General features: G+C 35.9%; 27 protein-coding genes, 2 pseudogenes and 1 riboswitch. Of the genes and pseudogenes, 21 read left to right on the top strand and 8 right to left on the bottom strand.

The features are described 5' to 3' along the window. Positions 1 to 133 precede the first annotated feature (133 nt). Positions 134 to 1,357, bottom strand: coding sequence for an MFS transporter (locus tag ABC371_RS09185; protein WP_412899307.1), 1,224 nt, complete (start codon positions 1,355 to 1,357; stop codon positions 134 to 136). A 458-nt stretch (positions 1,358 to 1,815) separates the two neighbouring features. On the opposite strand from ABC371_RS09185, the gene ABC371_RS09190 reads away from it, so the two are divergent. Then, a complete protein-coding gene (locus ABC371_RS09190; protein ID WP_412896524.1) occupies positions 1,816 to 2,088 on the top strand; it encodes a DUF2277 domain-containing protein in 273 nt (90 codons plus the stop codon). Between the two features lie 30 nt (positions 2,089 to 2,118). Here the strand turns inward: ABC371_RS09190 and ABC371_RS09195 are convergent, their stop codons facing one another. Next, on the bottom strand, positions 2,119 to 2,697 hold the full coding sequence (locus ABC371_RS09195; RefSeq protein WP_412899308.1) for a hypothetical protein: 579 nt from the start codon (positions 2,695 to 2,697) through the stop codon (positions 2,119 to 2,121). A gap of 280 nt (positions 2,698 to 2,977) precedes the next feature. On the opposite strand from ABC371_RS09195, the pseudogene ABC371_RS09200 reads away from it, so the two are divergent. Next, a pseudogene (locus tag ABC371_RS09200) lies at positions 2,978 to 3,127 on the top strand (VOC family protein); the annotation flags it as partial. A 339-nt stretch (positions 3,128 to 3,466) separates the two neighbouring features. Further along, positions 3,467 to 3,844 carry a VOC family protein gene (locus ABC371_RS09205; protein ID WP_412896525.1) on the top strand — a complete coding sequence of 126 codons (378 nt, stop codon included), beginning with the start codon at positions 3,467 to 3,469 and terminating at the stop codon, positions 3,842 to 3,844. A gap of 101 nt (positions 3,845 to 3,945) precedes the next feature. On the opposite strand, the gene ABC371_RS09210 is transcribed toward ABC371_RS09205, so the two are convergent. The 3 genes from ABC371_RS09210 to ABC371_RS09220 all read right to left on the bottom strand — a co-directional run bounded on the left by ABC371_RS09210 (position 3,946) and on the right by ABC371_RS09220 (position 4,828). After that, the gene (locus ABC371_RS09210; RefSeq protein WP_412896526.1) at positions 3,946 to 4,083 is read right to left on the bottom strand and encodes a YjcZ family sporulation protein; all 138 of its coding nucleotides are present in this window, start codon (positions 4,081 to 4,083) and stop codon (positions 3,946 to 3,948) included. A 55-nt stretch (positions 4,084 to 4,138) separates the two neighbouring features. Next, positions 4,139 to 4,330, bottom strand: coding sequence for a spore coat protein D (locus ABC371_RS09215; protein WP_412896527.1), 192 nt, complete (start codon positions 4,328 to 4,330; stop codon positions 4,139 to 4,141). Positions 4,331 to 4,516: 186 nt separating this feature from the next. Continuing rightward, on the bottom strand, positions 4,517 to 4,828 hold the full coding sequence (locus ABC371_RS09220) for a hypothetical protein (RefSeq protein ID WP_412896528.1): 312 nt from the start codon (positions 4,826 to 4,828) through the stop codon (positions 4,517 to 4,519). 457 nt (positions 4,829 to 5,285) lie between these two features. On the opposite strand from ABC371_RS09220, the gene ABC371_RS09225 reads away from it, so the two are divergent. From ABC371_RS09225 to ABC371_RS09260, 8 genes are all read left to right on the top strand, one after another. After that, positions 5,286 to 5,993, top strand: coding sequence for a DNA alkylation repair protein (locus tag ABC371_RS09225; protein ID WP_412896529.1), 708 nt, complete (start codon positions 5,286 to 5,288; stop codon positions 5,991 to 5,993). A 118-nt stretch (positions 5,994 to 6,111) separates the two neighbouring features. After that, a riboswitch (guanidine-I (ykkC/yxkD leader) is annotated at positions 6,112 to 6,209 on the top strand. A 68-nt stretch (positions 6,210 to 6,277) separates the two neighbouring features. Next, complete coding sequence (locus tag ABC371_RS09230; RefSeq protein WP_412896530.1) at positions 6,278 to 6,619, top strand: DMT family transporter; 342 nt, start codon at positions 6,278 to 6,280, stop codon at positions 6,617 to 6,619. Then, positions 6,619 to 6,933: a DMT family transporter gene (locus tag ABC371_RS09235; protein WP_412896531.1), complete on the top strand. Its 315-nt coding sequence runs from the start codon at positions 6,619 to 6,621 to the stop codon at positions 6,931 to 6,933. Before ABC371_RS09230 ends, ABC371_RS09235 begins: the two co-directional genes overlap by 1 nt. A gap of 131 nt (positions 6,934 to 7,064) precedes the next feature. Further along, positions 7,065 to 7,511 carry a GNAT family N-acetyltransferase gene (locus ABC371_RS09240; RefSeq protein WP_412896532.1) on the top strand — a complete coding sequence of 149 codons (447 nt, stop codon included), beginning with the start codon at positions 7,065 to 7,067 and terminating at the stop codon, positions 7,509 to 7,511. Between the two features lie 193 nt (positions 7,512 to 7,704). Further along, positions 7,705 to 8,208 (top strand): DinB family protein, encoded by a 504-nt coding sequence (locus tag ABC371_RS09245; protein WP_412896533.1) that lies wholly within the window; start codon positions 7,705 to 7,707, stop codon positions 8,206 to 8,208. A 156-nt stretch (positions 8,209 to 8,364) separates the two neighbouring features. Further along, on the top strand, positions 8,365 to 8,910 hold the full coding sequence (gene lepB, locus ABC371_RS09250) for a signal peptidase I (protein WP_412896534.1): 546 nt from the start codon (positions 8,365 to 8,367) through the stop codon (positions 8,908 to 8,910). Positions 8,911 to 9,079: 169 nt separating this feature from the next. Continuing rightward, positions 9,080 to 9,877, top strand: a complete 798-nt coding sequence (locus tag ABC371_RS09255) for an HAD family hydrolase (RefSeq protein ID WP_412896535.1) — start codon at positions 9,080 to 9,082, stop codon at positions 9,875 to 9,877. Between the two features lie 140 nt (positions 9,878 to 10,017). Continuing rightward, the gene (locus tag ABC371_RS09260; protein WP_412896536.1) at positions 10,018 to 10,368 is read left to right on the top strand and encodes a VOC family protein; all 351 of its coding nucleotides are present in this window, start codon (positions 10,018 to 10,020) and stop codon (positions 10,366 to 10,368) included. Between the two features lie 14 nt (positions 10,369 to 10,382). On the opposite strand, the gene ABC371_RS09265 is transcribed toward ABC371_RS09260, so the two are convergent. Then, positions 10,383 to 10,985 (bottom strand): LysE/ArgO family amino acid transporter, encoded by a 603-nt coding sequence (locus tag ABC371_RS09265; RefSeq protein WP_412899309.1) that lies wholly within the window; start codon positions 10,983 to 10,985, stop codon positions 10,383 to 10,385. A gap of 187 nt (positions 10,986 to 11,172) precedes the next feature. On the opposite strand from ABC371_RS09265, the gene ABC371_RS09270 reads away from it, so the two are divergent. The 7 genes from ABC371_RS09270 to ABC371_RS09300 all read left to right on the top strand — a co-directional run bounded on the left by ABC371_RS09270 (position 11,173) and on the right by ABC371_RS09300 (position 16,103). Continuing rightward, positions 11,173 to 12,342 (top strand): MFS transporter, encoded by a 1,170-nt coding sequence (locus ABC371_RS09270; RefSeq protein ID WP_412896537.1) that lies wholly within the window; start codon positions 11,173 to 11,175, stop codon positions 12,340 to 12,342. A gap of 113 nt (positions 12,343 to 12,455) precedes the next feature. Continuing rightward, a complete protein-coding gene (locus ABC371_RS09275; protein ID WP_412896538.1) occupies positions 12,456 to 12,890 on the top strand; it encodes an NUDIX hydrolase in 435 nt (144 codons plus the stop codon). Positions 12,891 to 12,915: 25 nt separating this feature from the next. Next, entirely contained in the window at positions 12,916 to 13,407 is a 492-nt protein-coding gene (locus tag ABC371_RS09280; protein ID WP_412896539.1) for an NUDIX domain-containing protein, read from the top strand. Between the two features lie 51 nt (positions 13,408 to 13,458). Beyond that, a complete protein-coding gene (locus ABC371_RS09285; protein WP_412896540.1) occupies positions 13,459 to 13,860 on the top strand; it encodes a group-specific protein in 402 nt (133 codons plus the stop codon). Positions 13,861 to 14,116: 256 nt separating this feature from the next. After that, entirely contained in the window at positions 14,117 to 14,575 is a 459-nt protein-coding gene (locus ABC371_RS09290) for a helix-hairpin-helix domain-containing protein (protein WP_412896541.1), read from the top strand. A 29-nt stretch (positions 14,576 to 14,604) separates the two neighbouring features. Further along, positions 14,605 to 15,621 carry a serine hydrolase domain-containing protein gene (locus tag ABC371_RS09295; RefSeq protein ID WP_412896542.1) on the top strand — a complete coding sequence of 339 codons (1,017 nt, stop codon included), beginning with the start codon at positions 14,605 to 14,607 and terminating at the stop codon, positions 15,619 to 15,621. Positions 15,622 to 15,650: 29 nt separating this feature from the next. Beyond that, a complete protein-coding gene (locus tag ABC371_RS09300) occupies positions 15,651 to 16,103 on the top strand; it encodes a GNAT family N-acetyltransferase (protein ID WP_412896543.1) in 453 nt (150 codons plus the stop codon). 568 nt (positions 16,104 to 16,671) lie between these two features. Here the strand turns inward: ABC371_RS09300 and ABC371_RS09305 are convergent. Continuing rightward, positions 16,672 to 18,333, bottom strand: coding sequence for a PAS domain S-box protein (locus ABC371_RS09305; RefSeq protein ID WP_412896544.1), 1,662 nt, complete (start codon positions 18,331 to 18,333; stop codon positions 16,672 to 16,674). Positions 18,334 to 18,643: 310 nt separating this feature from the next. Between ABC371_RS09305 and ABC371_RS09310 the strand changes: the two are divergent. The 3 genes and pseudogenes from ABC371_RS09310 to ABC371_RS09320 all read left to right on the top strand — a co-directional run bounded on the left by ABC371_RS09310 (position 18,644) and on the right by ABC371_RS09320 (position 21,472). Further along, a pseudogene (locus tag ABC371_RS09310) lies at positions 18,644 to 20,145 on the top strand (aminotransferase class V-fold PLP-dependent enzyme). Between the two features lie 96 nt (positions 20,146 to 20,241). Then, entirely contained in the window at positions 20,242 to 20,631 is a 390-nt protein-coding gene (gene panD / locus ABC371_RS09315; RefSeq protein ID WP_412896545.1) for an aspartate 1-decarboxylase, read from the top strand. A gap of 1 nt (position 20,632) precedes the next feature. Then, entirely contained in the window at positions 20,633 to 21,472 is an 840-nt protein-coding gene (locus ABC371_RS09320; protein ID WP_412896546.1) for a YheC/YheD family protein, read from the top strand. 165 nt (positions 21,473 to 21,637) lie between these two features. On the opposite strand, the gene ABC371_RS09325 is transcribed toward ABC371_RS09320, so the two are convergent. After that, a complete protein-coding gene (locus tag ABC371_RS09325) occupies positions 21,638 to 22,372 on the bottom strand; it encodes a class I SAM-dependent methyltransferase (RefSeq protein ID WP_412896547.1) in 735 nt (244 codons plus the stop codon). Between the last annotated feature and the right edge of the window lie 42 nt (positions 22,373 to 22,414).

Raw genomic sequence — 22,414 nt, forward strand, 5'->3', positions numbered from 1 at the left:
AATTATTTTGCTCTAATTTTTAAAAATATATTATTAAAAGTTCGCAAGTGATATGGAAGTAAGAGTATGTCTACTATTAATGAATGTAAAAAAAGACAGATACCTTGTTAAAGGATCTGTCCTTTTGCTTGTTCTATTCCTTAGCCAACATTGGTTCTCCTTGTTTCGGGCCATTCAAATTGTATAAAGGCAGTATTACGAGCATACCGAATACAAATAAAATGGCTGCCAATTCGAACATGACAACGATTGAAAATGCTTCCTTTAAAACACCTGCAATGCTCATCGTTAATACCATGGATCCTGTGAACAATGGACTAAGTGTACCGTTTACTCGACCAATAAATTCAGCCTTGGTATTTTGAAGGATCATCGTATTAATCCCAATTTGAATACAAGGGAAGAATAGTCCGTTAAAGAATTGGGCTCCTAATGTAATAGGCAAACTAGATGAAAAGCCAACAACTGCCATGCCAATCGCATTCGCTAACATTCCAATCATTAATAGTCTTTGTGGTGGAACTGCTTTGGAAAACATAACAGAAACCGCACCGCCAACAATCATACCGATTCCGTTCGCCATTAACAGCCATTGTAAATTTTCCTTCGGTAATACCAATTGCTCTGTTACCAGGAAGATTGTTAACGGCTGAATTAATCCAATTGCAAGCCCTGCTGCCATAAAACAAAGACCAAGTAACTTTAGTTCCTTTTTGGACAGGACATACTGAATTCCACTTTTCATTTCTTCAAGCAAAGTGGACCCCTTCTTCTCCTGTTCCATGGAATGGTCAGCAGGAATAAATGCAAGCATTGCCGCTGAAAGTAGGAACGCTACTCCAGTTATTGCAATAGACACATCGATTCCAAATTGCTGAAATACAAAGGTTCCAAGCACCGGTCCAAACACCATGAACACAGCGAAAATCGTTTGGTAAATAGACATAGCTTGCTGGATGAGTTCTTCATTTAAATGCATTTTGAATAATTTCATCCCAGAAGGCTGAGAAAATTGTGATAAAATAGCTGAAATTAGAGTGGCAAAAAAGATAATTTTCCATGATCCAATGACAAGGGTGATTAATACGGCAAATACTGAAACTGCACTTAAAATATCACACCAAATCATCGTTCTTTTTGGCCTCCAGCGATCAGCAAAGGTTCCGCCAATAAAGGAAAAGATGAAGATTGGTGCAAACTCTGCAACTGAAATCATCGATACTGCAAAGGCATCTCCATTTGTTTTTTCCATGACGAATAATAGAACAGCAAAATTTCGAATCCAAATCCCGACTTGGAGAAATAGGGCGGAAAGGAAAATGGCTTGAACAAAACGATTTTTAAATAACGTTGACATCATATTCCTCATTTCTGAATGTAAATTTCAGTTTAGGTGTTAATACGTAAAAACACACAAAAATTCCCATCCGTCATATTTGGATGGGAATCCTAAAAAACCATAGGAAAAGACATAGCACACACCTGTACTTTTGCAACGATCTTCTTTTACCTATAAATAGATACACTAATCCCATTCAAATATGACACCGTCTTTTACGAATGTACGTATGAAACCGGGATTAGTAGATCATCGCCCTATGGTCACCCTCTCGTATAGTAGTGTAATTATCTTACCTCAAGATGATTTGGCTTATCAAGTATTTATTTTATTAAGTACCATGTAATTTTCTTAACACTTAAAAGGAGAGCTGTTTGCTGGAGTTCTTTTCGTGGGAAAGGCAATGCTATGGTACTATCAAAGTATCTTTTATGGATATAGATTATATTTTTGAAAAGAACAATGAGGTGAAAATTATGTGCAGAAACATTCGAACATTATTTAATTTTGATCCACCAGCTACCGATGAAGAAATTCATGCAGCATCTTTACAGTACGTTAGAAAAATAACTGGTTATAATAAGCCCTCAAAAATAAACGAAGAGGCATTTAATCAAGCAATCAATGAAATTGCTTTAGCAACCAGAAATTTATTAAATAATTTGGAGACCAGTGCAGAGCCTCGTAATCGTGAGGTAGAAGCTGAGCGTGCACGCATTCGATCAGCTAAAAGATTTGGTCCCAAATAAAAACCCTCCTTCTATAAGGAGGGTTTCCCATCAAAATATATCCGGATACAGTAGCACCATAGCATCAGAAATAGTATCTGCCATCATTCTTGCCTGCTTTTCAATTTTGTCATACACATCAATGTCTTTTTGATAATCTTTATTGATCATAAAGACGGCTTCCTGTTTCGTTAAATCTAAGTGTTCATAGAACATTTTTCTAAACGTCTCTTCAGAAATATATGGATTCCCAGAGCTTAAAAACTTCGCGATTGCATCCGCATTTTGATACCATTTCTTTTCAGCTGTCATAGCGGCTTTCTGGTCACCAGCTAATGCTGCTTTGACAAGGTCAGCTGCAATCAACAAATGCTCCTTAATTAAATTTCCATAAGCTGTTGCGGCAGCGTCCCCATATAATCGTCGTATCATATTTCCCATATCTGCTGCGTTTCTTAATAATCGCTGAAGAACAAACTCAATGTCAGGGAGCTTGAATATTAGACTAATAATTGCCATCCTTGTCCAAGCCACATGTTCTTCCCAAAGGCTGCGCAAATCGTTCCGATAATCTACTTCAGCCTTGCTAATGCATCGCTCTTTATTTAATGAAGTAGTTGGAATTTTAATAAACTCTCCAACTCGTAAATAATATGGATTTACCCCCGGATTTGCTGTGAAAATATCCTCCACCGTTGTTTTATACGCCTGAGCTAATCGCCAAAGACTATCCCCTGGCTGAACGGAATGTGTGTAAAAATGATTCAACTTTTGACCCTCCTTTTAAAATAAATAAGTTTGATGTTTACTAGCGTATTCTTAAATAACCATGTAGGTGAATGTCCTAAAAATTTAAGGGAGTTGAAGGTAGATAGAAGGTGATTGGATAAATTTGGAGAACTAATTTAAGGGAGCTAAAATGGTAAAAGCACCGAAAGAGACCGATTTGGGTGACTATGGAGGTTACTTTACGGACCTTGATGGCTACTATTGGGAAGTGGCATATGGCGAATCATGGGAATTCGATGAATCAAATATGTTAGTCATTGACGATCAGTAGAAGGAAAATTTCTTGGCAACACTGTTAGAAGTAAATGAAGAAGTCGTAGATAAAGCGGGGTGTTATTGCCTACGTAGTAAGCCAAACTCCATAGGTTACAAGAACAAAAAATAAAGCTCTACCAAATTTAGTGAGTTCCAACCAAAGGTAAAATCATATTTTGTTAAAAACGTACAAGATCAAATTGGGAGGAGGAAATGAAAACAATATACTTAGTCATTAAATCAGTAGTGAAAAAATCTATGATTCCTGAACCATATGTATTGTTAGTTTTGAACTGTTAACAATAGGGAATATTTAATGGTAGTGGGAAAATTCCAGAAAGGAAGTAGAAAGGATATGTTTAGTCAAGTAGGTCAAATCATGTTATATGTTAATAATCAAGATGAGGCAGTGAAATTTTGGACGGAAAAATTAGGCTTTGCAATTATTGCTGAAGAAGATAATGGCCAAATGAGATGGATTGAAATTGCTCCAAAAAAGGACGCAGAAACTAGCATTATTCTGCACAATAAGGAATTCGTTGCAAAAATGTCACCTGAATTAAACCTTGGTACACCTTCCTTAATGTTTTTTACAGAAAACCTAGAACAATTACATACGGACTTAACCAACAAAAATGTAACAGTCGGAGAAATTGTAACGATGCCTTCAGGAAGAGTATTTAATTTTGCTGATAACGAAAAAAACTACTTTGCGGTAATGGAGAAAAAATAAGATATGAATAGTCCCGACCTAATGAAAGGTGGGGACTATTTGATGTTAAATACATAGGAATCAAATAAGAATAGAAGCCAATAATGCGCTCCTAGTAGGGATTAGTATCCACCGCCCATATATCCAGTACCAACAATGACTAGTAGGATGAAGAGCACAACAATTAATGCAAATCCTGCACCCATACCGTATCCGCCTCCGTAGCTCATAGATACACCCCCTTTTTTCGAAGATAGCATAGTGTATGCTTCATCAATATTGCCCGACATGGACAAGAGTGTAATTACAACACGATTAGTATCTCCGTCTATGATGCACAACTTCAGTTTTTCTAATTGGTTTGATAATGTGTCTTGGTACGTCTAACACATTTATACGATTAACCTCTACAACTGGATGGATGACTGGATGGACTCGTTTAACAAACTCATTTCTAACGTTATATACTGGACGAGCAAAAACGGGTCTTGTACGATGCATATTCATTTCACCTCCCTCTTATCTTATATAAGATGAGGAAATGATATATTTCGAAACGGACAAATCCATTAGATTCTTATAAAAATAGTTTTATTAACTAGTAATAGAGTACATAAAAAGTATCTAGCAGTAACATTGCCTATTAAAAGAATTAGCATCTATAAAAAAGTTAATCTTGCTACTTTTTAGTGGCTAAAATGATCTACCGTGAAATCCTCCGCCGGCAAATCCTGCACCATGATAACCATGGATACCTCCTCCACCAAGAAATCCATGTGATCCAAGAAATCCGTGTGCTCCATGATAAGCACCTACGGGGTGGCCACCAATAGATGGTATTACTACGGATATGTTCGGAATCGGTGTTAACTGTTGGATTGAAGGGGTATACCAATAACCTGGTCCAAATGGGGGAAGTCCTCCATTTAAAAAATACGGGAAACCATAATACCATGGAAAAAATGGTTGTCGTACGTTCTTTGTTAGTTTGAAATCGTTCATCATTCTAAACCTCCTTGATTAGTCTAATGTATTATATTTATGGTTTTCATGAGGGTGATGAAACACTTTACGTGGTGCTTCAACCAGCCGTCTTTTATTGATAAGCATACTAAACAACTGATTTGCTTAGCCTAATAACCTGAGCGTATTGTTTCCTGATTACTACAAAAGATTAAAGGTACTTGAGAAAGAAGCAAAGGCATATTGGAACAAATGATTTTATTAATACTTACTGAGAATAAGTATTCTTAGTTAGGCTCTTTTGCAAAAGTAAAAAATTCATTCGTTTATTTGAGAAGACGACCAGTAGTTTGGTCGTCTATCCTCGTGAAAAACATCAATAGAATATTTGATACAATATGTTAGTATTAACGTATATGGTTAGTAAAAAAGCGATAATTGTTAACAAACTAGAAAAAGTATATAGCTATAAATAGATTTAAAAAAGGAGCGCAAAACAATGGATTTTGAAACAGTAATGCAGGAACTTGAAGCTCTTAGCAAGGAACGAACTAAAAAAATATACATATCGAATGGTGCAAAAGAGCCGGTTTTTGGCGTAGCTACGGGAGCTATGAAACCAATTGCCAAAAAAATAAAAATAAATCAGCCTTTAGCTGAGGAGCTTTATGCCACAGGGAACTATGATGCGATGTACTTTGCGGGAATCATTGCGGACCCAAAGGCTATGACGGAGGCGGATTATGACCGTTGGATGGATGGGGCGTATTTTTATATGCTGTCCGATTATGTGGTGGCCGTCACGTTGTCAGAGTCCGATATTGCACAAGAAGTTGCTGATAAATGGATTGCAAGTGGTGAGGAGCTAAGAATGTCAGCGGGCTGGAGCTGCTATTGCTGGCTTTTAGGAAATCGCAAAGACCATGAATTCTCAGAAAGTAAGCTTTCCGATATGCTTGATATGGTGAAGAATACGATTCATGATGCACCAGAACGAACGAAGTCTGCTATGAATAATTTTCTATACACCGTAGGAATTTCCTATATTCCACTACATGAAAAAGCAGCAGAAACTGCACAGGAAGTGGGTATTGTAGAAGTCAAAAGGGAGAAGAAAAAAAGCAGCTTCCTAAACGCGTATGAAAATATTCAAAAAGAATTGGATAAAGGAAGACTTGGTTTCAAACGGAAATATGTAAGGTGTTAAAAAGTTTTTCATCGGGGTGTTGATCTAAGAATGATTGACACCCTAAGCCAATTGATTCCAATACGTTAATCTTGGAATCTTTTTTAAATGTATGTATAATAAAAAGCAATTGCATAAATGAAATGTTTTCTAGGGTTCCGCAACCGTATTGTTGGTCTGGTCCGAGAGAAAACTCACAGCTTTGCTGTGTCACGGAGGGATAAAAGCCTGGGAGAATACTAGTAAAACAGTTTCTCTTGGGCTTTTTTGTTTTTTGGAGCTAAAAAATTGGAGGTGTCCTATAGATGAATGTAAATTGGATTAAAGTTTTTATTGCAGCCGTCTTGGAAGTATTTTGGGTGATTGGATTGACTCATTCCTATGATTTTTGGACGTGGACTGGGACTGTTATCGCCATTATAATTAGTAACTATTTAATGATTACAGCAGCCCAAGTACTTCCGGCTGGGACGGTTTATGCCATTTTTGTGGGATTAGGAACAGGAGGTACTGTCATTGCAGACATTTTGTTCTTTGGGGAACCATTTAAATGGACAAAAATTCTATTAATCTTACTTTTATTAGTTGGTGTTATTGGTTTAAAACTAGTCACCGATGAAAAGGTCGAGAAAGGGGCAGAATCTTGATGGCTTGGTTTACTTTAATTTTAGCAGGCTTATTGGAAACTTTTGGTGTTGCGATGATCAACCAGTTGTCAGTTAAGCGAAACTGGCAAACAGTCGTTTTACTTATAATAGGATTTGGCTTTAGCCTTGCCTTACTTAGTTATTCCTTGCGATATATTCCGATGGGTACAGGTTACGCGATTTGGACAGGAATTGGTGTTGTTGGAAGTGCCATAATCGGAATGCTTTTTTATGGAGAATCAAGAGATTGGAAAAGACTGATCTTCATAGCTATGGTTTTAGGGGCAGCTGTCGGATTGAAACTTGTCTCATAATAGTTGGCAAAAAATAAATAATAAACTTGGAGAGATTATATTTTTAATAAAGCGGTTAGTAGATTTCACCCTAAAACTATCAAATTTAGTGTAAAGTAATGATAAATAATGGTTAATGAGGTGAGGAAACGATGGGAATATTCCAAGCAACAAAAGAAGATTTTGAAGGTGTGGCAAACTTATTTAATGCGTATCGAATGTTTTATCAACAAGAATCCGATGTGGAAGGTGCCATGACCTACATAAAAGCGCGAATGGAAAGCAATGAATCTGTTATCTTTGTGGCTAAGGATAAAGGAAACTATGTCGGCTTCACTCAACTGTATCCTACATTTTCGTCTATATCTATGAAAAAAGCGTGGATTTTAAATGATTTGTATGTTGATTCAAAAGCGAGAAAGCAAGGTGTAGGAGAACTGCTTTTACAGAAAGCCAAAGAATATGCACTTGAAACAGGTGCGAAAAGCCTAAGTCTCAGTACAGCAGCAGATAACATTACTGCTCGAAGATTATATGAAAAGAATGGATACAAAAGGGATTCTCAATTTTATCATTATGAATTAGAGTTGGCTGAATAATTGCTTATTTAACTAGAGTGCGTTGATCCAAAAGGGATGAACGCTTTTTTTGTATTGGTAGATAGATTATCACAATAATAAAAAGGTGTTTATCCTTTAACCTCTGTCAACATTCTTCTTTTTGAAAAAATGAACAGGAAAAATTCTGTCATGAGTTGAATATATATGAAGTATTTACGTGAGGAGGATGAATATGTTTCAAACACTAAACGGTTTTTTTACATTATGGAAATTTGAATCAGATGCTACGCAAAGAATACTTAATCAACTTACAGATGAATCCTTATCCCAAGAAGTAACACCTCAAAATTGGACCTTAGGCCGAATCGCTTGGCACACTGTAACGGCAATTGGTGTTATCGCTTCTCAAACAGATCTTACCTTTGACTCGCCTACACAAGATTTTCCTGTTCCAACCTCAGCAAATTACATATCAGAAAGTTATCAAAAAGCAGGTATCGCTTTGTGTGAAGCATTACAATACCAATGGACCGACGAAAAACTTAAGGAAGTACAAGATGTTTTCGGACAGAAGTTTTCCAATTCCGAACTGCTATTTTTTATGATCCAACATCAAATTCACCATCGTGGTCAAATGACCATTCTTATGCGTCAAGCTGGGTTATCTGTCCCTGGTATATTTGGACCATCAAAAGAGGAATGGGCTATGATTGGAAGGGAAGCACCTAAGATGTGATTTGAAAGGAAACACATGCTTTTAATTATGAAAATTAATAAAAAAAACCACTTTTTAGTTGAGTTTGTCCAAGCAAGATTATACTATAAGCAGGAATCTGCTCTTGTTATGTGGAATATAACCATTAAAACATAGAATTTGTGAGAAGGTGGAAAAGTGGTTGAAAAGAGAAGTGAGATTTGGGAATGGATGAAAGCCCTCTTTATTGCAATTATCGTAGCTTTTCTTGTTCGTGCTTTTTTCTTTACTCCTGTTATCGTTGAAGGGGCTTCGATGGCGCCTACTTTGCACGATCAAAATCGAATGATTGTCACAAAAATAGGAGAACCGAAACGATTCGATGTTGTGGTCTTTCACGCGACTGGTGAAAAAGACTTTATTAAAAGAGTAATTGGTTTGCCAGGAGATCGCATCGAATATAAAAATGATACGTTGTATATTAACGGTGAACCCTACGATGAACCCTATTTAGATAAAAGTAAAGAAGCTGTAAAGGATGGTCCACTAACGTATTCATTTACACTAAAGGAGACACCAGTGGGTGGTGATGTGGTTCCAGAAGGACATTTATTTGTAATGGGAGATAATCGCCGAAATAGTATGGATAGTCGTCACATCGGAGCTATTCCAATGGAAAAGATAGTAGGAACTACGAATATTGTGTTATGGCCAATTCAGGAGATCAAAATAATTGATAAATAAGTTCTAAAAAAGGTGCGCTTCAATAGCACCTTTTTGCCATTAGTTGTCCGAATTGAGGAAACTGTCCCCTGCTTCCCAACAAACTTCATTTAATCTGCACACAGCGTTTACTTGGCTTTAATATTCGGATGGTATGATTGGTTTACCAACGAATAAGGAGGCATTTTAAATGAATGTGCGTGCAATATTTATTGACATGGATGGGACATTGTTAACAGCCTCAAATAACATCTCTCAACGAAACTTGGAAGCTATATATCGGTTGATTAATCAGGGAGTAAAAGTTTTTCTAGCAACTGGTCGACACTATGAAGTAACTGCTCCGTACCATAAAGAAATTGGATTGCGAACTCCCATGATCTGTTTGAATGGGGCAGCGATTCACGATGCATTGACGGGAAAAGCGATACAAACGAGAACTGTCCGATTAAACGAAGAACGATTTCATCATCTGACTGCTGAAAGACCTTGTAATGTTATCGTTCATACAGCAGATGGGCTTTATTGTAAGGAACAAGATGAAGAAGTCGATTATTGGACAAAAGTTGGGCAAATTCCGCCACGATATATTGGGGATTTAAGGCAGGCGGATTATCAAGATGTTCTTAAATATAGTGTTCGTACAGGTATAGCAAATCCTGAGTTTTCTGCTTTATTTAAAAAGGAAGCAGAAGTCATTGATTGGAATGACGGGTTTGAATTAGTTGCTCCTAAAGTGTCTAAATGGTCTGCGATAAAAAGCTTAATACATGCCTATCGAATAAACCCAAACGAAGTTGTAGCCATTGGAGATGGACCAAATGATATTGAAATGCTTCGTCAGGCTGGTACAGGTGTAGCAATGGGGAACGCAAGTGAGGATGTTAAAACTGCAGCTGATTTTGTGACAGGACACCACCAAAATGATGGATTAGCAGACTTTATCGAACGCTATCTTTGTAAACCATATGAACCGTTTGCTTTGTAATTAAAGTTAAGTACAATATATTTAGCTATCTTTTCACAGTTGAAATCTAAATACACATTATAAGTCGAAGTTTGATATACAACAGGAGCCATCAATATGATTGTTCCTGTTTTTTATTTGAAATGAGGAAGGAGAATTTGATGAGTTTATTAGAGCGGATTGACACCATTTGTTTAACAGTTAGCAATGTTGAAAAAGCAAGTGCTTGGTATCAAGATGTTTTGGGATTAAGTGAATCCTATAATGGTGGTCATTATCGGATATTGAGTGTAGGGAATAGTGGAGTTCCTTTAACGATTGAGGAGGGAAAGGTAAACCTTTCGAATTGCCAAGTTTACCCTATTTTTTACACAAAAAATATCGAAGAAGTGTATAAAGTCTTACAAGAAAAACGTGTAAAGGTAAGTGAATTACAAAATGATGGAGTGAATCGATTTTTTGACTTGTATGACCCTGATGGTAATAGGCTACAAGTTTGCTTTTGGAAATAGATTGTAAAAGTGTATCACACCAGCCCAATTAAAAGATAAAGCGCTGTTCCCCAGATAAAGATAGCAGAGAATTTGTTGAACATTTTCATTAAGGCCCCAGTACCATCTAATTTTTTCATAACCGCACCTGCTAGCGTTAACCCAAAGAACCATAACCAAGATACGATAATACACGCGGCTGTAAATAAAATTTGAGCGGTTCCAACATATTTTAAGGCGCTTGTCCCAATCACACCGACTATATCTAAAATGGCGTGAGGATTTAAGAATGAAACAGATGAAGCAAAAATGATTTGTTGTCGAATTGGTAATGCTTTGTTTGTTTCATTTTTAGTTGGTTCAGAACGCCAAATTGCAAACCCCATGTAAAGTAAAAATAAAACCCCAGCACTCATCAGCCCAATCCGTAGCCATTCAAATTGTAGAACGATAACGGATAAGCCAAATACAGCTAAAAGAATTAAAAGTGTATCACAAATTGCAGCTGTAATCGTCGCTGGGAATGCTCGAAGTAGTTTTGGCTGTGTCGCTCCTTGTGAAAAAACAAATACATTCTGTACACCTAAAGGTAAAATAAGTCCAAATGCTAAGATAATTCCATGTAGAATAGCTTCCATTGTATCAATCCTTTCCATTCCTATCTTACTATGATACAAAGGAATGGGCACTACTTTAATTACGTAAATTTTCCAATCCCTGAATATTTATGTAATGGCGTTTTTGTGATTTTAATATGTTATTCTTGAGTATACTTTCATCAAAAGCTAGTATAGAGTGTGGGATTTAATTAGGAAGGAAGACAACATGGATAAACGTATATATTTTTTAATGGTCATTTCCTTTGTAATAGGGATGGTTGAACTGATCATTAGTGGTATTTTAGATTTAATTGCAGAGGATTTACATGTAACGATTGGACAAGCGGGATTGCTGATTACTGTTTTTGCTGTCATTTTTGCAGTTGCATCACCAATTTTACTTGTCATGACAGCTAAAATTGAAAGAAAAAGGCTGATGTTGGTTTGCTTATATATTTTTTTAGTCGGCTGCATCGTCACAGTCTTTGCACCAACTTTTTCGATTTTGTTTATAGGCAGAATTATCTTAGCTTTAAGTGGAGCGCTATTAATCATATTGTGTTTAGTTATGGCGCCAAGCTTAGCAGGCGAACAGTATAAAGGTAGGGCCATTGGGATTGTCTCAATGGGTGTGAGTGCTTCATTGGTTTTAGGCGTACCGATTGGACTTATCCTAGGAAATAATTTTGGTTGGAGAGCACCATTTGTACTTATCACGGTATTAACAGCACTATCTATTATTGGCGTTCATGTCTTAATGGGAAGAATACAACCAAAACCTCAAATTCCGTTGCGACAACAGCTCGCCGCATTTAAAAATCACAAAATTACATTAGGGCTGACAACAACATTCCTGTATATGACGGGACATTCTATTATGTATACCTATTTCAAGCCTTATTTAGAAGCAAATACTGATTTTAGTGCAAACTGGATTAGTGTCATTTATTTAATTTTTGGTGTTTCTGCTGTATTTGGTGGAGGGATTGGCGGTGTACTCGCAGATCTATTGGGCTCAAGAAAGACAATGGTTATTGCATTAATCGTATTTAGTGCGTTATTCTTTGTTTTTCCATATTCGACAGCTTTCTACCCAGTATTTTTTATCATCTTAATCGTGTGGGGGATTCTGAGCTGGGCGATTTCACCGGCCATGCAATCGTATTTGATTGAAATAGCACCCGAATCGTCGGAAATTCAGCAAAGCTTAAATAATTCATCCCTTCACTTAGGAGTTGCTGTCGGTTCGGTGATTGGAGCTGGAATAGTAGATACAGTTTCAGTCAATGTAAATCCATATGCGGCTGGAATCTTCATCATTTTATCATTCATTACTGTAATTCTTTCTGTTAGCAGTAGGAAAAAGAATACGTATAGAACAAGGAGCGCAAGTTGATTTTGCGCTCTTTTCGTATATTTAGACCCGAATGTTTTATATTTTTTTGAAGGATTTTCCAAAAGGATAGGAGAATAGGTAAAATTAAGAATAATAGGAAATGAGGAAAGCAATTGGTACAAAACAGTCAAACTACATACTCGCCACCTAAACATATCGTTTCAGCTGCGACTATTGTAATCAATGAAAACAATGAAATTTTATTAATTAAGGGACCTAGAAGAGGTTGGGAAATGCCAGGTGGACAGGTTGAAGAAGGCGAATCATTAAAAGAAGCCGCAATTAGGGAAACGAAGGAGGAAACAGGTATTGATATTGAGGTTTTAAAGTTTTGTGGCATATTCCAAAATGTGAACCAATCAATATGCAATACGTTGTTCTTAGCTAAGCCGGTGGGAGGTACATTAACCACTTCACCAGAAAGCTTAGAGGTTGGATTCTATCCGATTGAGAAAGCTCTAGAAATGGTAACTTTTAAGAATTTCAGAGAAAGAATTGAGTACTGCTTAGATGAAGACTCCCAGCCTTTTTTAATAGAATTTAACTAAGTAAATTATTTTAGGAGAGGGCAGAATGACCACAAAATATGTGAACTGGGGAACCGCGAAAGTAAAGTTAACTTGGAATCCTGTTCCACAACTACCACCAAGGGAGTTAATTACTAGTGTCCATGCAATTAGCTTTAAGGATGGTAAGTTGTTGTTAGTTAAGTTACACGATAGGGGATGGGACTTTCCGGGAGGGCATATTGAGCTGAACGAATCCCCTGAAGAATGTATGAAGCGTGAAGCGTATGAAGAGGGCTATGTCACCGGGAGATGCTATTACTTAGGGTATATTGTGGTTGATCACAGCGAAAACCCAAACTGGAATGAGACTAGTCCTTATCCAATAGTAGGTTGTCAGGTGTTTTATCGCATGGACATTGACGAATTACATGAATTTTTGGCGATGTTTGAGTCACAAGAAAGACTTCTTATAGACCCGAACGATGTAAAAAAATATTATGGTCAATGGAACGAACTCTATCAAGAAATACTCGATTTAGCATTGAGCCAACTGTGATTCGCAACAATGATTATCAGTGTGTTTAGCAAAAAAAAATTAGGGGGAAATATGAAAAAGTTCTATATTGCATCAAGTTTTAAGAACATAGAAATGGTTCGTTATGTATCAAAACAATTAATAAAAAGAGGTTTTTTATATACATATGATTGGACTCAAAACGAAAGAGCTTCGACATTCAATGAATTAAAAGCGATTGGTATCCAAGAGAAAAATGCGGTATTAGAATCAGATTTTCTTATAGTCTTATTACCAGCCGGAAAAGGTAGTCATATTGAACTTGGGATAGCGCTTGGACAAGGTAAGAAAATCTATCTTTACTCCTCGAATAATGAAATAAATCATTTTGAAACAACTAGTACATTTTATAATCTGCCTGATGTGGAAAAGTGCATTGGAACGATTGAAGAATTAATAGAAAAGGTACTTGAAAATAATCCAATTGTTGAGTAAGGGTATATCTAAATAAGGCTTTTTATAGGGGAGAGAATATGAAATTTAATAATTGGTGGTTTAGTTTTTATTTTTTTGTTATAGGCGTAGTGTCCTTTTTTACTGGAGAGATTGTAACTTTTATCATGCTTGGATTTATATTACTAGCTTTAAATAATATCCACTCCACGCTTAAACAAATATATAAACAAAATAATGAAGACAAATAGGATTAAAATGAAGTTAATGTGAATTTCAGACAATAAGGAGGGGTATTTTGGGAACGAATCCTAAAATGCCACTAACGCTTGAGGAAAAGGTAAAGCATAGAAAAGCAAAGGTTAAAATTGGAGAGATTCACAAGCTTAGTACCTCTCAACTAAGGCAAACTTTAAATGTTTCAGAAGAAAGAGCTCGAAGGATTAAAGGATTAGCTGAATTTCAAACTGTTCCATCAATCGGATTTGAATTAGCTATTAAACTCGTAGACCATTTACATATTTATTCATTGCAAGAAATTAAACAAAGAGATGGTGCTACCCTATTTGATATGTTGGAAAAAGAATTAGGTGTTTGGACAGATAGCTGTGTTGAAGATCAAATCCGCTGTGTGATACATTTTGCGAACAATCCAAATAGCAATAAGAAATGGTTTGACTTTACGGATGAAAGAAAGCAATATCGCCAAATGTTTGGATACCCAAAGGACAGACCACCAAAAGCTTGGTATGAATAAGCAGCCCGTTAAGTAAGGGGAATCAATCTATGAATTTAAAAAATATGAACATTCCAGAGCTTATGGAACATTATCATGTACCAGGTTTAAGTATTGCATTAATTGAAAAAGGGGACTATGGCGTCCTACAGATAGGTACTGCTAAAAGTGTTACCGAACATTCCATTTTTAATGCTTGTTCTATTAGTAAGCTTTTAACTGGAATGGTAGTTATAAAATTAACTGAACAAGGCCTTCTTGATTTAGATGAAAATGTAAACATAAAACTAGAATCTTGGGAATTACCTAAAAATGAATACACGAAAAAGGTAACGTTAAGAAACTTGCTGAGTCATCAATCTGGAATTCTAGATCCTAAACAAAGTTTTACTGAGCTAAAATCGAGTCTAGGTACGCCTTCTATTGTCGCCTTATTAGAGGGGAAAACACCTTATTGTAAGGAACCAATTAAAGTGAAATATGAACCTGAAAGTGAATTCCATTATTCGGATGCAGGCTTTTGTATTATTCAGCAGCTTATAGAAGATGTTACTAAAAGAACATTTAAGCAGGTTGCGAACGAACTTTTATTTAAGCCATTAAAAATGAAAAATAGCTTGTTTGTCACGGAAATCTCAGATGTAGGAAATGAAGGCTTTTCAAGTGGACATAACAAAAATGGTGAAGTCGTAGCTGGTAACTATCCGATTTATCCGTACCCAGCTGCTTCAGGATTATGGACAACCACTAAAGATCTGGCTCGGCTGGTCATTGAATTAATGAATGCATTAAAAGGTGAAAGTATCGTTGGCATTTCTGCAAGAAAAGCAAAAGAAATGATAAGCCCACAGAGAGATAAGCAATGGTCCGGATTAGGAGTGTTTTTAGAAGGTGCAGGAACAAAAGAATTTGAAGTTTCTTCACTTGGATGGGGAGTAGGGTTTCAAAGTATGATGGTGGCATTTCCGAATAAAGAGACAGGTGCAGTAATCATGACCAATGCTGAATTAGGAGTTCACCAAATGGAAGGGATTATAGGTGAAATTTATAAATCCCTTGAATTGTAAAGTTATGGTTTAATAGGAGGGTTCAAAAAATGAAAATAATCTCTATAAAAGAAAATCCTGAATATCAGAAAAGAGCAATCACATATTTTCAAAGTAAATGGGCTAATGAACAAAGCATAAAGGTATATGAAGATTGTATTGAACATTGTATGACGAGTCCTAATCCATTACCTCAATGGTATCTTTTGATGGAAGATGAAAAAATAATTGGCTGCGCTGGGCTAATTACAAATGATTTTATTAGCAGAATGGATCTGTATCCATGGGTATGTGCTGTATACATAGAAGAGAAATATAGAGGAAATAATTATAGTTCTATTCTGCTAGAACGCGCAAAAAAGGATGCAAAAACAGGTGGCTTTTCGAACTTATACCTTTGTACAGATCATATTGGATTATATGAAAAATACGGATTCGACCATATTGGAACAGGCTATCATCCGTGGGGAGCGAGTTCCCGTATTTATTCGGTAACTTTATGAACATATGTTTCCGGTGCCGAGTTTTTGATGAAGAAAAAAATAGCTGAGGATAAAACTAAAATTATTCCCTTCGAAAGGTTTGCGGAGAAAGATGCAAAACAAAAGGGAAACAGTAAACCCTCAAACTTTGATTTCCTAGGATTTACACGCTAGTGTGGGAAACGCAAACAAGGTAAGTTTCGATTCAGACGGAAGTAAGTAGAAGGAAAGTCCAAGGCAAACTCAAAGAATCTAAGCAATGATTGAATATTAATAGAAATAAATTTTTCATATAAGGTAGAGAGATTCCCTTCTACTTGACTAGTTAAGAATTGTCTTTAGCTCTTATTCAACAATCAGGCCAAATATTGGAATAGGAGCTAAAACGAAATTAGATGTTAAAGTACAGTTGAGATTGTGAAAGAATGTACTTTAACATATATTACAGTTATTTGAAGATAGTTAGAGGATACAGTATATATTGGAATCCTTAACTTTCTTCTGCGCGGTCTATATGAAATGGGCAGCAGTAATAGCTCCTCTAATAATAGTCTAGTTAAAAGATAATTTAATCATGTTATAGTATCTCTTACTCATTTTTAAAAGGGCAATCAAGAGGTAAGCAAACTTCAACTGTTGTGCCTTTATTTAACTGACTAGAAATGTTCATAATGCCACCGTGTTGTTCAATGATTCTAAAACAAACCATTAAACCTAATCCAGTTCCATTTTCTTTTGTTGTATAAAAGGGTTCTCCTAGTTTTGGGATTCTCTCCTCTTCTATTCCCATTCCTTGATCAATAATTTGAATACTAACCATTTTGTTATTGATTTTCTGAGCCTTTACAATAATTTTTCCACCATTTGTCATAGCTTCTATCGCGTTTTTTATAAGATTGATAAAAACTTGTTTTAACTGATTTTGCTCACAATTGATGAACGGTATATTTAAATCATATTCTGATACAAGTTGTATACCTTTTAATGTGGCCTGGGTTTCAAGAAGTGACATGATATTATTTAGTATAAGTTTTATATTTTGCGATTCATATTTTATTACTTGTGGCTTTGATAGAATTAGGAATTCACTTACTATCAGGTTTATTCGATCTATTTCCGATAACAAAATATTTGCATAATGTTTACCAATATCAGAAGTAAGTAATTGAATAAAACCTTTAAGAGTTGTTAATGGATTTCGAATTTCATGAGCCACTCCGGCAGCTAATAGACCTACAGCTGCAAGCTTATCGGACCTTCTTATCCTTTCGGCTGCTAATTTAGACTCCGTGATATCCTTTGTAATTTGATATATTCCAATACATTGATGATCAATTATTATAGGTATCATTTTTAATTCAATTACTCTGTTACTACCATCTTTATGAATCATTGATAGGGTAGATTCTTTCCATTCTCCTTGGATAACAAGCTTAAAGTGCTCACTGTATAAATCTAGGTCTTCTGGAGCGATTATTGAATCCCACTCCATTTGTCGGAGCTCTGTAATCGTAAAGCCAAGTATATTCTCTGCAGCTGGATTTGCCTCTATTAATTTCCTGTCTAAATTAAATGTAAAGATGGGGTCAGAATTATGTACAAATAATGATTCAAAACGTTGTTCGCTTTCCTTTAGACGTTTTTCTAATAGTTTACGATTCTGTTCCTGGCTATGCGTAAGTAATTCCTCTACTTTTTTACGTTGATCGATATCAATATCAATTCCATTTATCTTTATCAGATTTCCGTCCAAGTCAAAAATAGGTGTAATGCGTTTTTGAATCCACTTTAATTGACCATTTGGTAGTAGTATTCGGTACTCTGCAATGGATTCTTCTCCTTTTAATAACTCCTGCTCTAATTTGTTTACAATATTCATATCTTCCGGGACAACAACTTCTTTCCAGAACATTATGTTTTCTTTAAATTCATTAGGTGAATACCCGTAGACATCACTAATTTTTGATGAGACCATCAATTTATTAGAACGGAAATCATATGAGTAAATTGCAGCATCTACATTGTTGAAAAGATCATTTAATTCCTTATCTTTATTCTGTGCTACTTGAGCATAATATTTAGCTTTATCATACTGTAACCCAGTCAACCATACGGGATAAACCATGATTGCGGAAATGATGTATTCGAATATAGGTACGTACCCTAACTCAATATAATCAAAAGTTTTAAAAGCAGCTGTTACAACAACATAAATCAACATCATAATTATTCTACCTGTATATTTCATCATTAATCTCCTTAAAAAAAACCCTTACAATAAATATCACTTTCTAAACGGTAAAAGTTATAACGACCTGATTTTATCAGTATTCTCTCAAAAAAAACAGGTATATTATCATATTTAGACTTACTACGATTGTTTTTAGTATGGAATCACGCCTATTCTTTATATTGTTTTGGGCGAACAGCTTTTGATAATAACAAAACAGGTAAAGGATTTATTTATACAATGTTTCTTTTGGTTTGAAAATAATAATAAACTTTGCAAAAGAAACTTACATATATTGAATACAGACTAAAAAGTGCAAGGTGTGAAACAAATGATCACAGCCAAGATTGGAAGTAAAACCTTTCGATTCCCGGACACCCTTGAAGAATATTTTCAACCACTCCGATCACATGTGATTGGATTGAACCAAGATTTTGATTCACCCTATGGAAAGAAGAAAATCATTTATGCCGACTGGACAGCAAGTGGGCGATTATATCGGCCTATCGAAAAAAAATAACCGAGGATTTTGGCCCTTTTATGGCGAATACCCATACAGAGTCGAATATAACCAGTTCAATGATGACTGGGCTATACAAGCATTCAAAAAAAATTATTAAGGAACATGTTAATGCAGATAAACATGATGTAGTAATCCAAGATGGTTTTGGGATGACTTCGGTGGTCAATAAACTACAACGAATCTTAGGGTTAAGGGTACCAGAGATATGGAGAAATCATCTGCAACTTCCAGAAAAGGAAAGACCGGTTATTTTCATGTCCCATATGGAGCATCATTCAAATCAAACATCTTGGCTCGAAACACTTGGGGAAGTCATATTGATAAACCCGGATAGGGAAGGAAGGGTGGACTTAAATCATTTAGAACATCTGCTGAATGTTTATAAGGACCGCCAGCTGAAAATAGGTTCCTTTACAGCGTGTTCAAATGTAACAGGAATTCAAACCCCTTATCACAAGCTTGCCAAGCTTATGCATCAACATGGAGGACTTTGTTTTGTTGATTTTGCAGCATCAGCACCATATGTAGAGATCAATATGCATCCTGAAGATCCGCTTGAGAAACTTGATGCGATATTTTTCTCACCACATAAGTTCTTAGGTGGTCCAGGAACAAGTGGAGTATTGGTCTTTGATTCGAGAATTTACACAAATAAAGTTCCAGATCACCCCGGCGGAGGAACGGTGTTATGGACCAATCCTTGGGGGGAACACAAATATTTCAATGACATAGAGATGCGAGAAGATGGCGGTACTCCGGGCATTTTACAGTCCATTCGGACAGCACTTTGTTTGAATTTGAAAAGCGAAATGGGAATAAAAAATATTTTAAATAGAGAAAAACAACAGCTTCGTCTTTTATTTTCCCATCTGGAAAAGATTCCAGAGATTCATATATTAGCTGGAAACATTAAAGATAGAATCGGTATAGTCTCGTTTTATATTGAAACCATTCATTATAATTTAATGGTTCGTCTTCTAAACGACAGATATGGTATTCAGGTAAGAGGGGGATGTTCATGTGCTGGAACATATGGTCATTATCTTTTAAATATTAATAAAACGACTTCCAAACAGATTACAGAAAAAATGACTCATGGAGATATGTCTGCTAAACCTGGGTGGGTCCGATTTTCAATACATCCCATTATGACAGACCAGGAAATACTGACTTTTATTCAGGCGATAAGGGAAATTATAGAAAACATTGATGAATGGAAAAAGGCCTACGTTTATGATCCAGCAAGTAATGATTATTTTTATATCCACCATCTTCGTGAAGATATGTCGCCACTCTTTCGATTTAAATGATTTATTCAAGAAACGGCTAGACATTATATACACCATTTAACCCGGCACCACATATAACATTTGTATAAATATATTTTACTTACTCGGAGGAGCAAGATGAAACGTTATATGTGTAAGGGGAAAATCCACAGAGCGACAGTTACTGAAGCCAATTTAAATTATCCTGGAAGTGTTACTATTGATAAAGAATTAATGAAGGCAACTAACATTCTACCATATGAAATGGTTCAAATTACTAATCTCCGTAATGCAGTTCGCTGGAAAACCTATGCAATTCCTGGACAATCACATTCTGGTGTCATTTGTTTAAATGGTCCACCTGCCCATTTATTTACAAAGGGAGATATTGTCATTATCTTAAGTACTGGAATATACGAAGACGAAGAAATAGTTGATTTAATAACAAAAGTGGCTTATGTTGATGGACAAAACAATATTACGAAGGTTGTCGAAAATCCATTAATGGAATCATGGGAGAAGGAGTAAGATGGCACCAATTATAGACCCTGACAGGGAGTTTATTAACAAATGGGAAATGTATAAACTATTAACATTACATTCCATAAAAAATATTAAAATTCCAGAAACTAGTTTATTTACCAAAGATGCGTTGTTATCAATGCTTACGAAGTACCCCCTTCTTTATCTTAAATCCATTTCAGCGTGGGGCGGAATGGATATTAGTAACGTTCAAAAGAAAGGGAACGCCTTTGAATGGACGATACAGGGAAAAAAAGCCATGATTTTTAAAGACTTCGAAGAGACTTATAGCCAAATTGATCAATTTTACCATGACAAAACTACAATCATTCAAAGAGGAATACCGGCAATCCATTATGACGGGCGTCCATTTGACATAAGATCGCATTTATATAAGGAGATGGATGGTTCATGGATTTATGTTGGGGACTTAATTAGAATTGGAGGGGAAGGGTCTTTAGTATCGAATATTAAAATTAGTAATGGGTCCGTTAAACCTACAGATGAGATAATTTCTCTTCTATTTCTAGAAAAAGACCACAAATTTTCACAAGACATCTTAAAGACAACCTCTTTGGACATTTGTAGAATGCTAGACCAATACCATTTTTTCACTGAAGTTGGACTCGACTTTACCCTAGACCATTATGGAAACCTATGGATTATTGAGGTAAATACAGATGATTTAAAAGGAGGTCCCGATTCAGAATTATTCTCCTTACTGCCAGATCAAAGTGTATATGAAAGAATTCTGAACTACAAAACGATGCTTCATGAAAAATGGATAGGCTCTATGCTTCATTCATTTGATGAGTATTTAAAGGAAAAAGAAAAACAACAAGATTAAGCACTTTAGGATAATTTTAAGGGTATAAGAAAACTCAAAAAATAGTACTCGAACTAATCTTCTGAAACTACTCCATATAAAAAAAAAGGAATCCAAAATCGGATTCCTTTTTTACAATTAATATATGACTCTATGTTTCGAGCAAACGGAGGAAATCTATATAACTTATTCCTTCGTAGAACAGAACACCAACACAACCGGAATTCGCTGCCTTCTTTTAAACTCTTCCTCATTAGTAAAATGCTCACGCATTGGAGTCCCCTCACGCAAATCACCCACTTTAAAACCTGACACAGTCAAGGCGCGAAAATACTGTTCAATGGTCCGATGATATTTTACAACCACCTGGCCAATCCATGTTTCCTTTCTTTCGCCATCTAAGAAGTAATCATCAACAACCCAGTTTCCCCGTGTATCACCTGATTCCTTGCTAATAAAAGAACATGTGATGAGAGGGTGCTGAACACTGAACACAAATTTTCCATTCTCTTTTAATGATTCATACACATTTCGAAAAAGGGAATGAATGTCTGATATATAATGGATCGCAAAGCGGGAAGTGACAATATCAAATTGGTTTGAAGGGAAGCTAAATGTCTCCATACTTTCATGCAAAATGGTTCCGTACGAACTATTGATATTAAGTTTTGCGGCTTTCACCATCTGCTCAGATCCCTCAACACCCGTGTAAAACGCAGCACCCTGATTGAGCAATTCTTTACCAAATGAGGCATCCCCACAACCTAAATCTAGAATTCTTTTATTTTGAAAATCACTGATAAGATTATAAATAACCGGTCCTTCGATTGCATTATTAGGACTATCCGTCCTGCCCCTGCGCTTCAAATAATGTGTAAAAAAGTCCTCCTGGTCGTACGCACTAGATCCTCTAAACTCCATAAAACCTACTCCCCTTTCGCCCCATATTAATGATTGCTATTG

This window comes from Bacillus jepli (assembly GCF_047238305.1).
Classification (GTDB): Bacteria; Bacillota; Bacilli; order Bacillales; family Bacillaceae_L; genus Ferdinandcohnia.

Coding starts and splice junctions, on each gene's coding strand:
- ABC371_RS09185 (WP_412899307.1), bottom strand. CDS start 1,357: ATGTCAACGTTATTTAAAAATCGTTTTGTTCAAGCCATTTTCCTTTCC.
- ABC371_RS09190 (WP_412896524.1), top strand. CDS start 1,816: ATGTGCAGAAACATTCGAACATTATTTAATTTTGATCCACCAGCTACC.
- ABC371_RS09205 (WP_412896525.1), top strand. CDS start 3,467: ATGTTTAGTCAAGTAGGTCAAATCATGTTATATGTTAATAATCAAGAT.
- ABC371_RS09210 (WP_412896526.1), bottom strand. CDS start 4,083: ATGCTATCTTCGAAAAAAGGGGGTGTATCTATGAGCTACGGAGGCGGA.
- ABC371_RS09215 (WP_412896527.1), bottom strand. CDS start 4,330: ATGAATATGCATCGTACAAGACCCGTTTTTGCTCGTCCAGTATATAAC.
- ABC371_RS09220 (WP_412896528.1), bottom strand. CDS start 4,828: ATGATGAACGATTTCAAACTAACAAAGAACGTACGACAACCATTTTTT.
- ABC371_RS09225 (WP_412896529.1), top strand. CDS start 5,286: ATGGATTTTGAAACAGTAATGCAGGAACTTGAAGCTCTTAGCAAGGAA.
- ABC371_RS09230 (WP_412896530.1), top strand. CDS start 6,278: ATGAATGTAAATTGGATTAAAGTTTTTATTGCAGCCGTCTTGGAAGTA.
- ABC371_RS09235 (WP_412896531.1), top strand. CDS start 6,619: ATGGCTTGGTTTACTTTAATTTTAGCAGGCTTATTGGAAACTTTTGGT.
- ABC371_RS09240 (WP_412896532.1), top strand. CDS start 7,065: ATGGGAATATTCCAAGCAACAAAAGAAGATTTTGAAGGTGTGGCAAAC.
- ABC371_RS09245 (WP_412896533.1), top strand. CDS start 7,705: ATGTTTCAAACACTAAACGGTTTTTTTACATTATGGAAATTTGAATCA.
- ABC371_RS09255 (WP_412896535.1), top strand. CDS start 9,080: ATGAATGTGCGTGCAATATTTATTGACATGGATGGGACATTGTTAACA.
- ABC371_RS09260 (WP_412896536.1), top strand. CDS start 10,018: ATGAGTTTATTAGAGCGGATTGACACCATTTGTTTAACAGTTAGCAAT.
- ABC371_RS09265 (WP_412899309.1), bottom strand. CDS start 10,985: ATGGAAGCTATTCTACATGGAATTATCTTAGCATTTGGACTTATTTTA.
- ABC371_RS09270 (WP_412896537.1), top strand. CDS start 11,173: ATGGATAAACGTATATATTTTTTAATGGTCATTTCCTTTGTAATAGGG.
- ABC371_RS09280 (WP_412896539.1), top strand. CDS start 12,916: ATGACCACAAAATATGTGAACTGGGGAACCGCGAAAGTAAAGTTAACT.
- ABC371_RS09285 (WP_412896540.1), top strand. CDS start 13,459: ATGAAAAAGTTCTATATTGCATCAAGTTTTAAGAACATAGAAATGGTT.
- ABC371_RS09295 (WP_412896542.1), top strand. CDS start 14,605: ATGAATTTAAAAAATATGAACATTCCAGAGCTTATGGAACATTATCAT.
- ABC371_RS09300 (WP_412896543.1), top strand. CDS start 15,651: ATGAAAATAATCTCTATAAAAGAAAATCCTGAATATCAGAAAAGAGCA.
- ABC371_RS09305 (WP_412896544.1), bottom strand. CDS start 18,333: ATGATGAAATATACAGGTAGAATAATTATGATGTTGATTTATGTTGTT.
- panD (WP_412896545.1), top strand. CDS start 20,242: ATGAAACGTTATATGTGTAAGGGGAAAATCCACAGAGCGACAGTTACT.
- ABC371_RS09320 (WP_412896546.1), top strand. CDS start 20,633: ATGGCACCAATTATAGACCCTGACAGGGAGTTTATTAACAAATGGGAA.
- ABC371_RS09325 (WP_412896547.1), bottom strand. CDS start 22,372: ATGGAGTTTAGAGGATCTAGTGCGTACGACCAGGAGGACTTTTTTACA.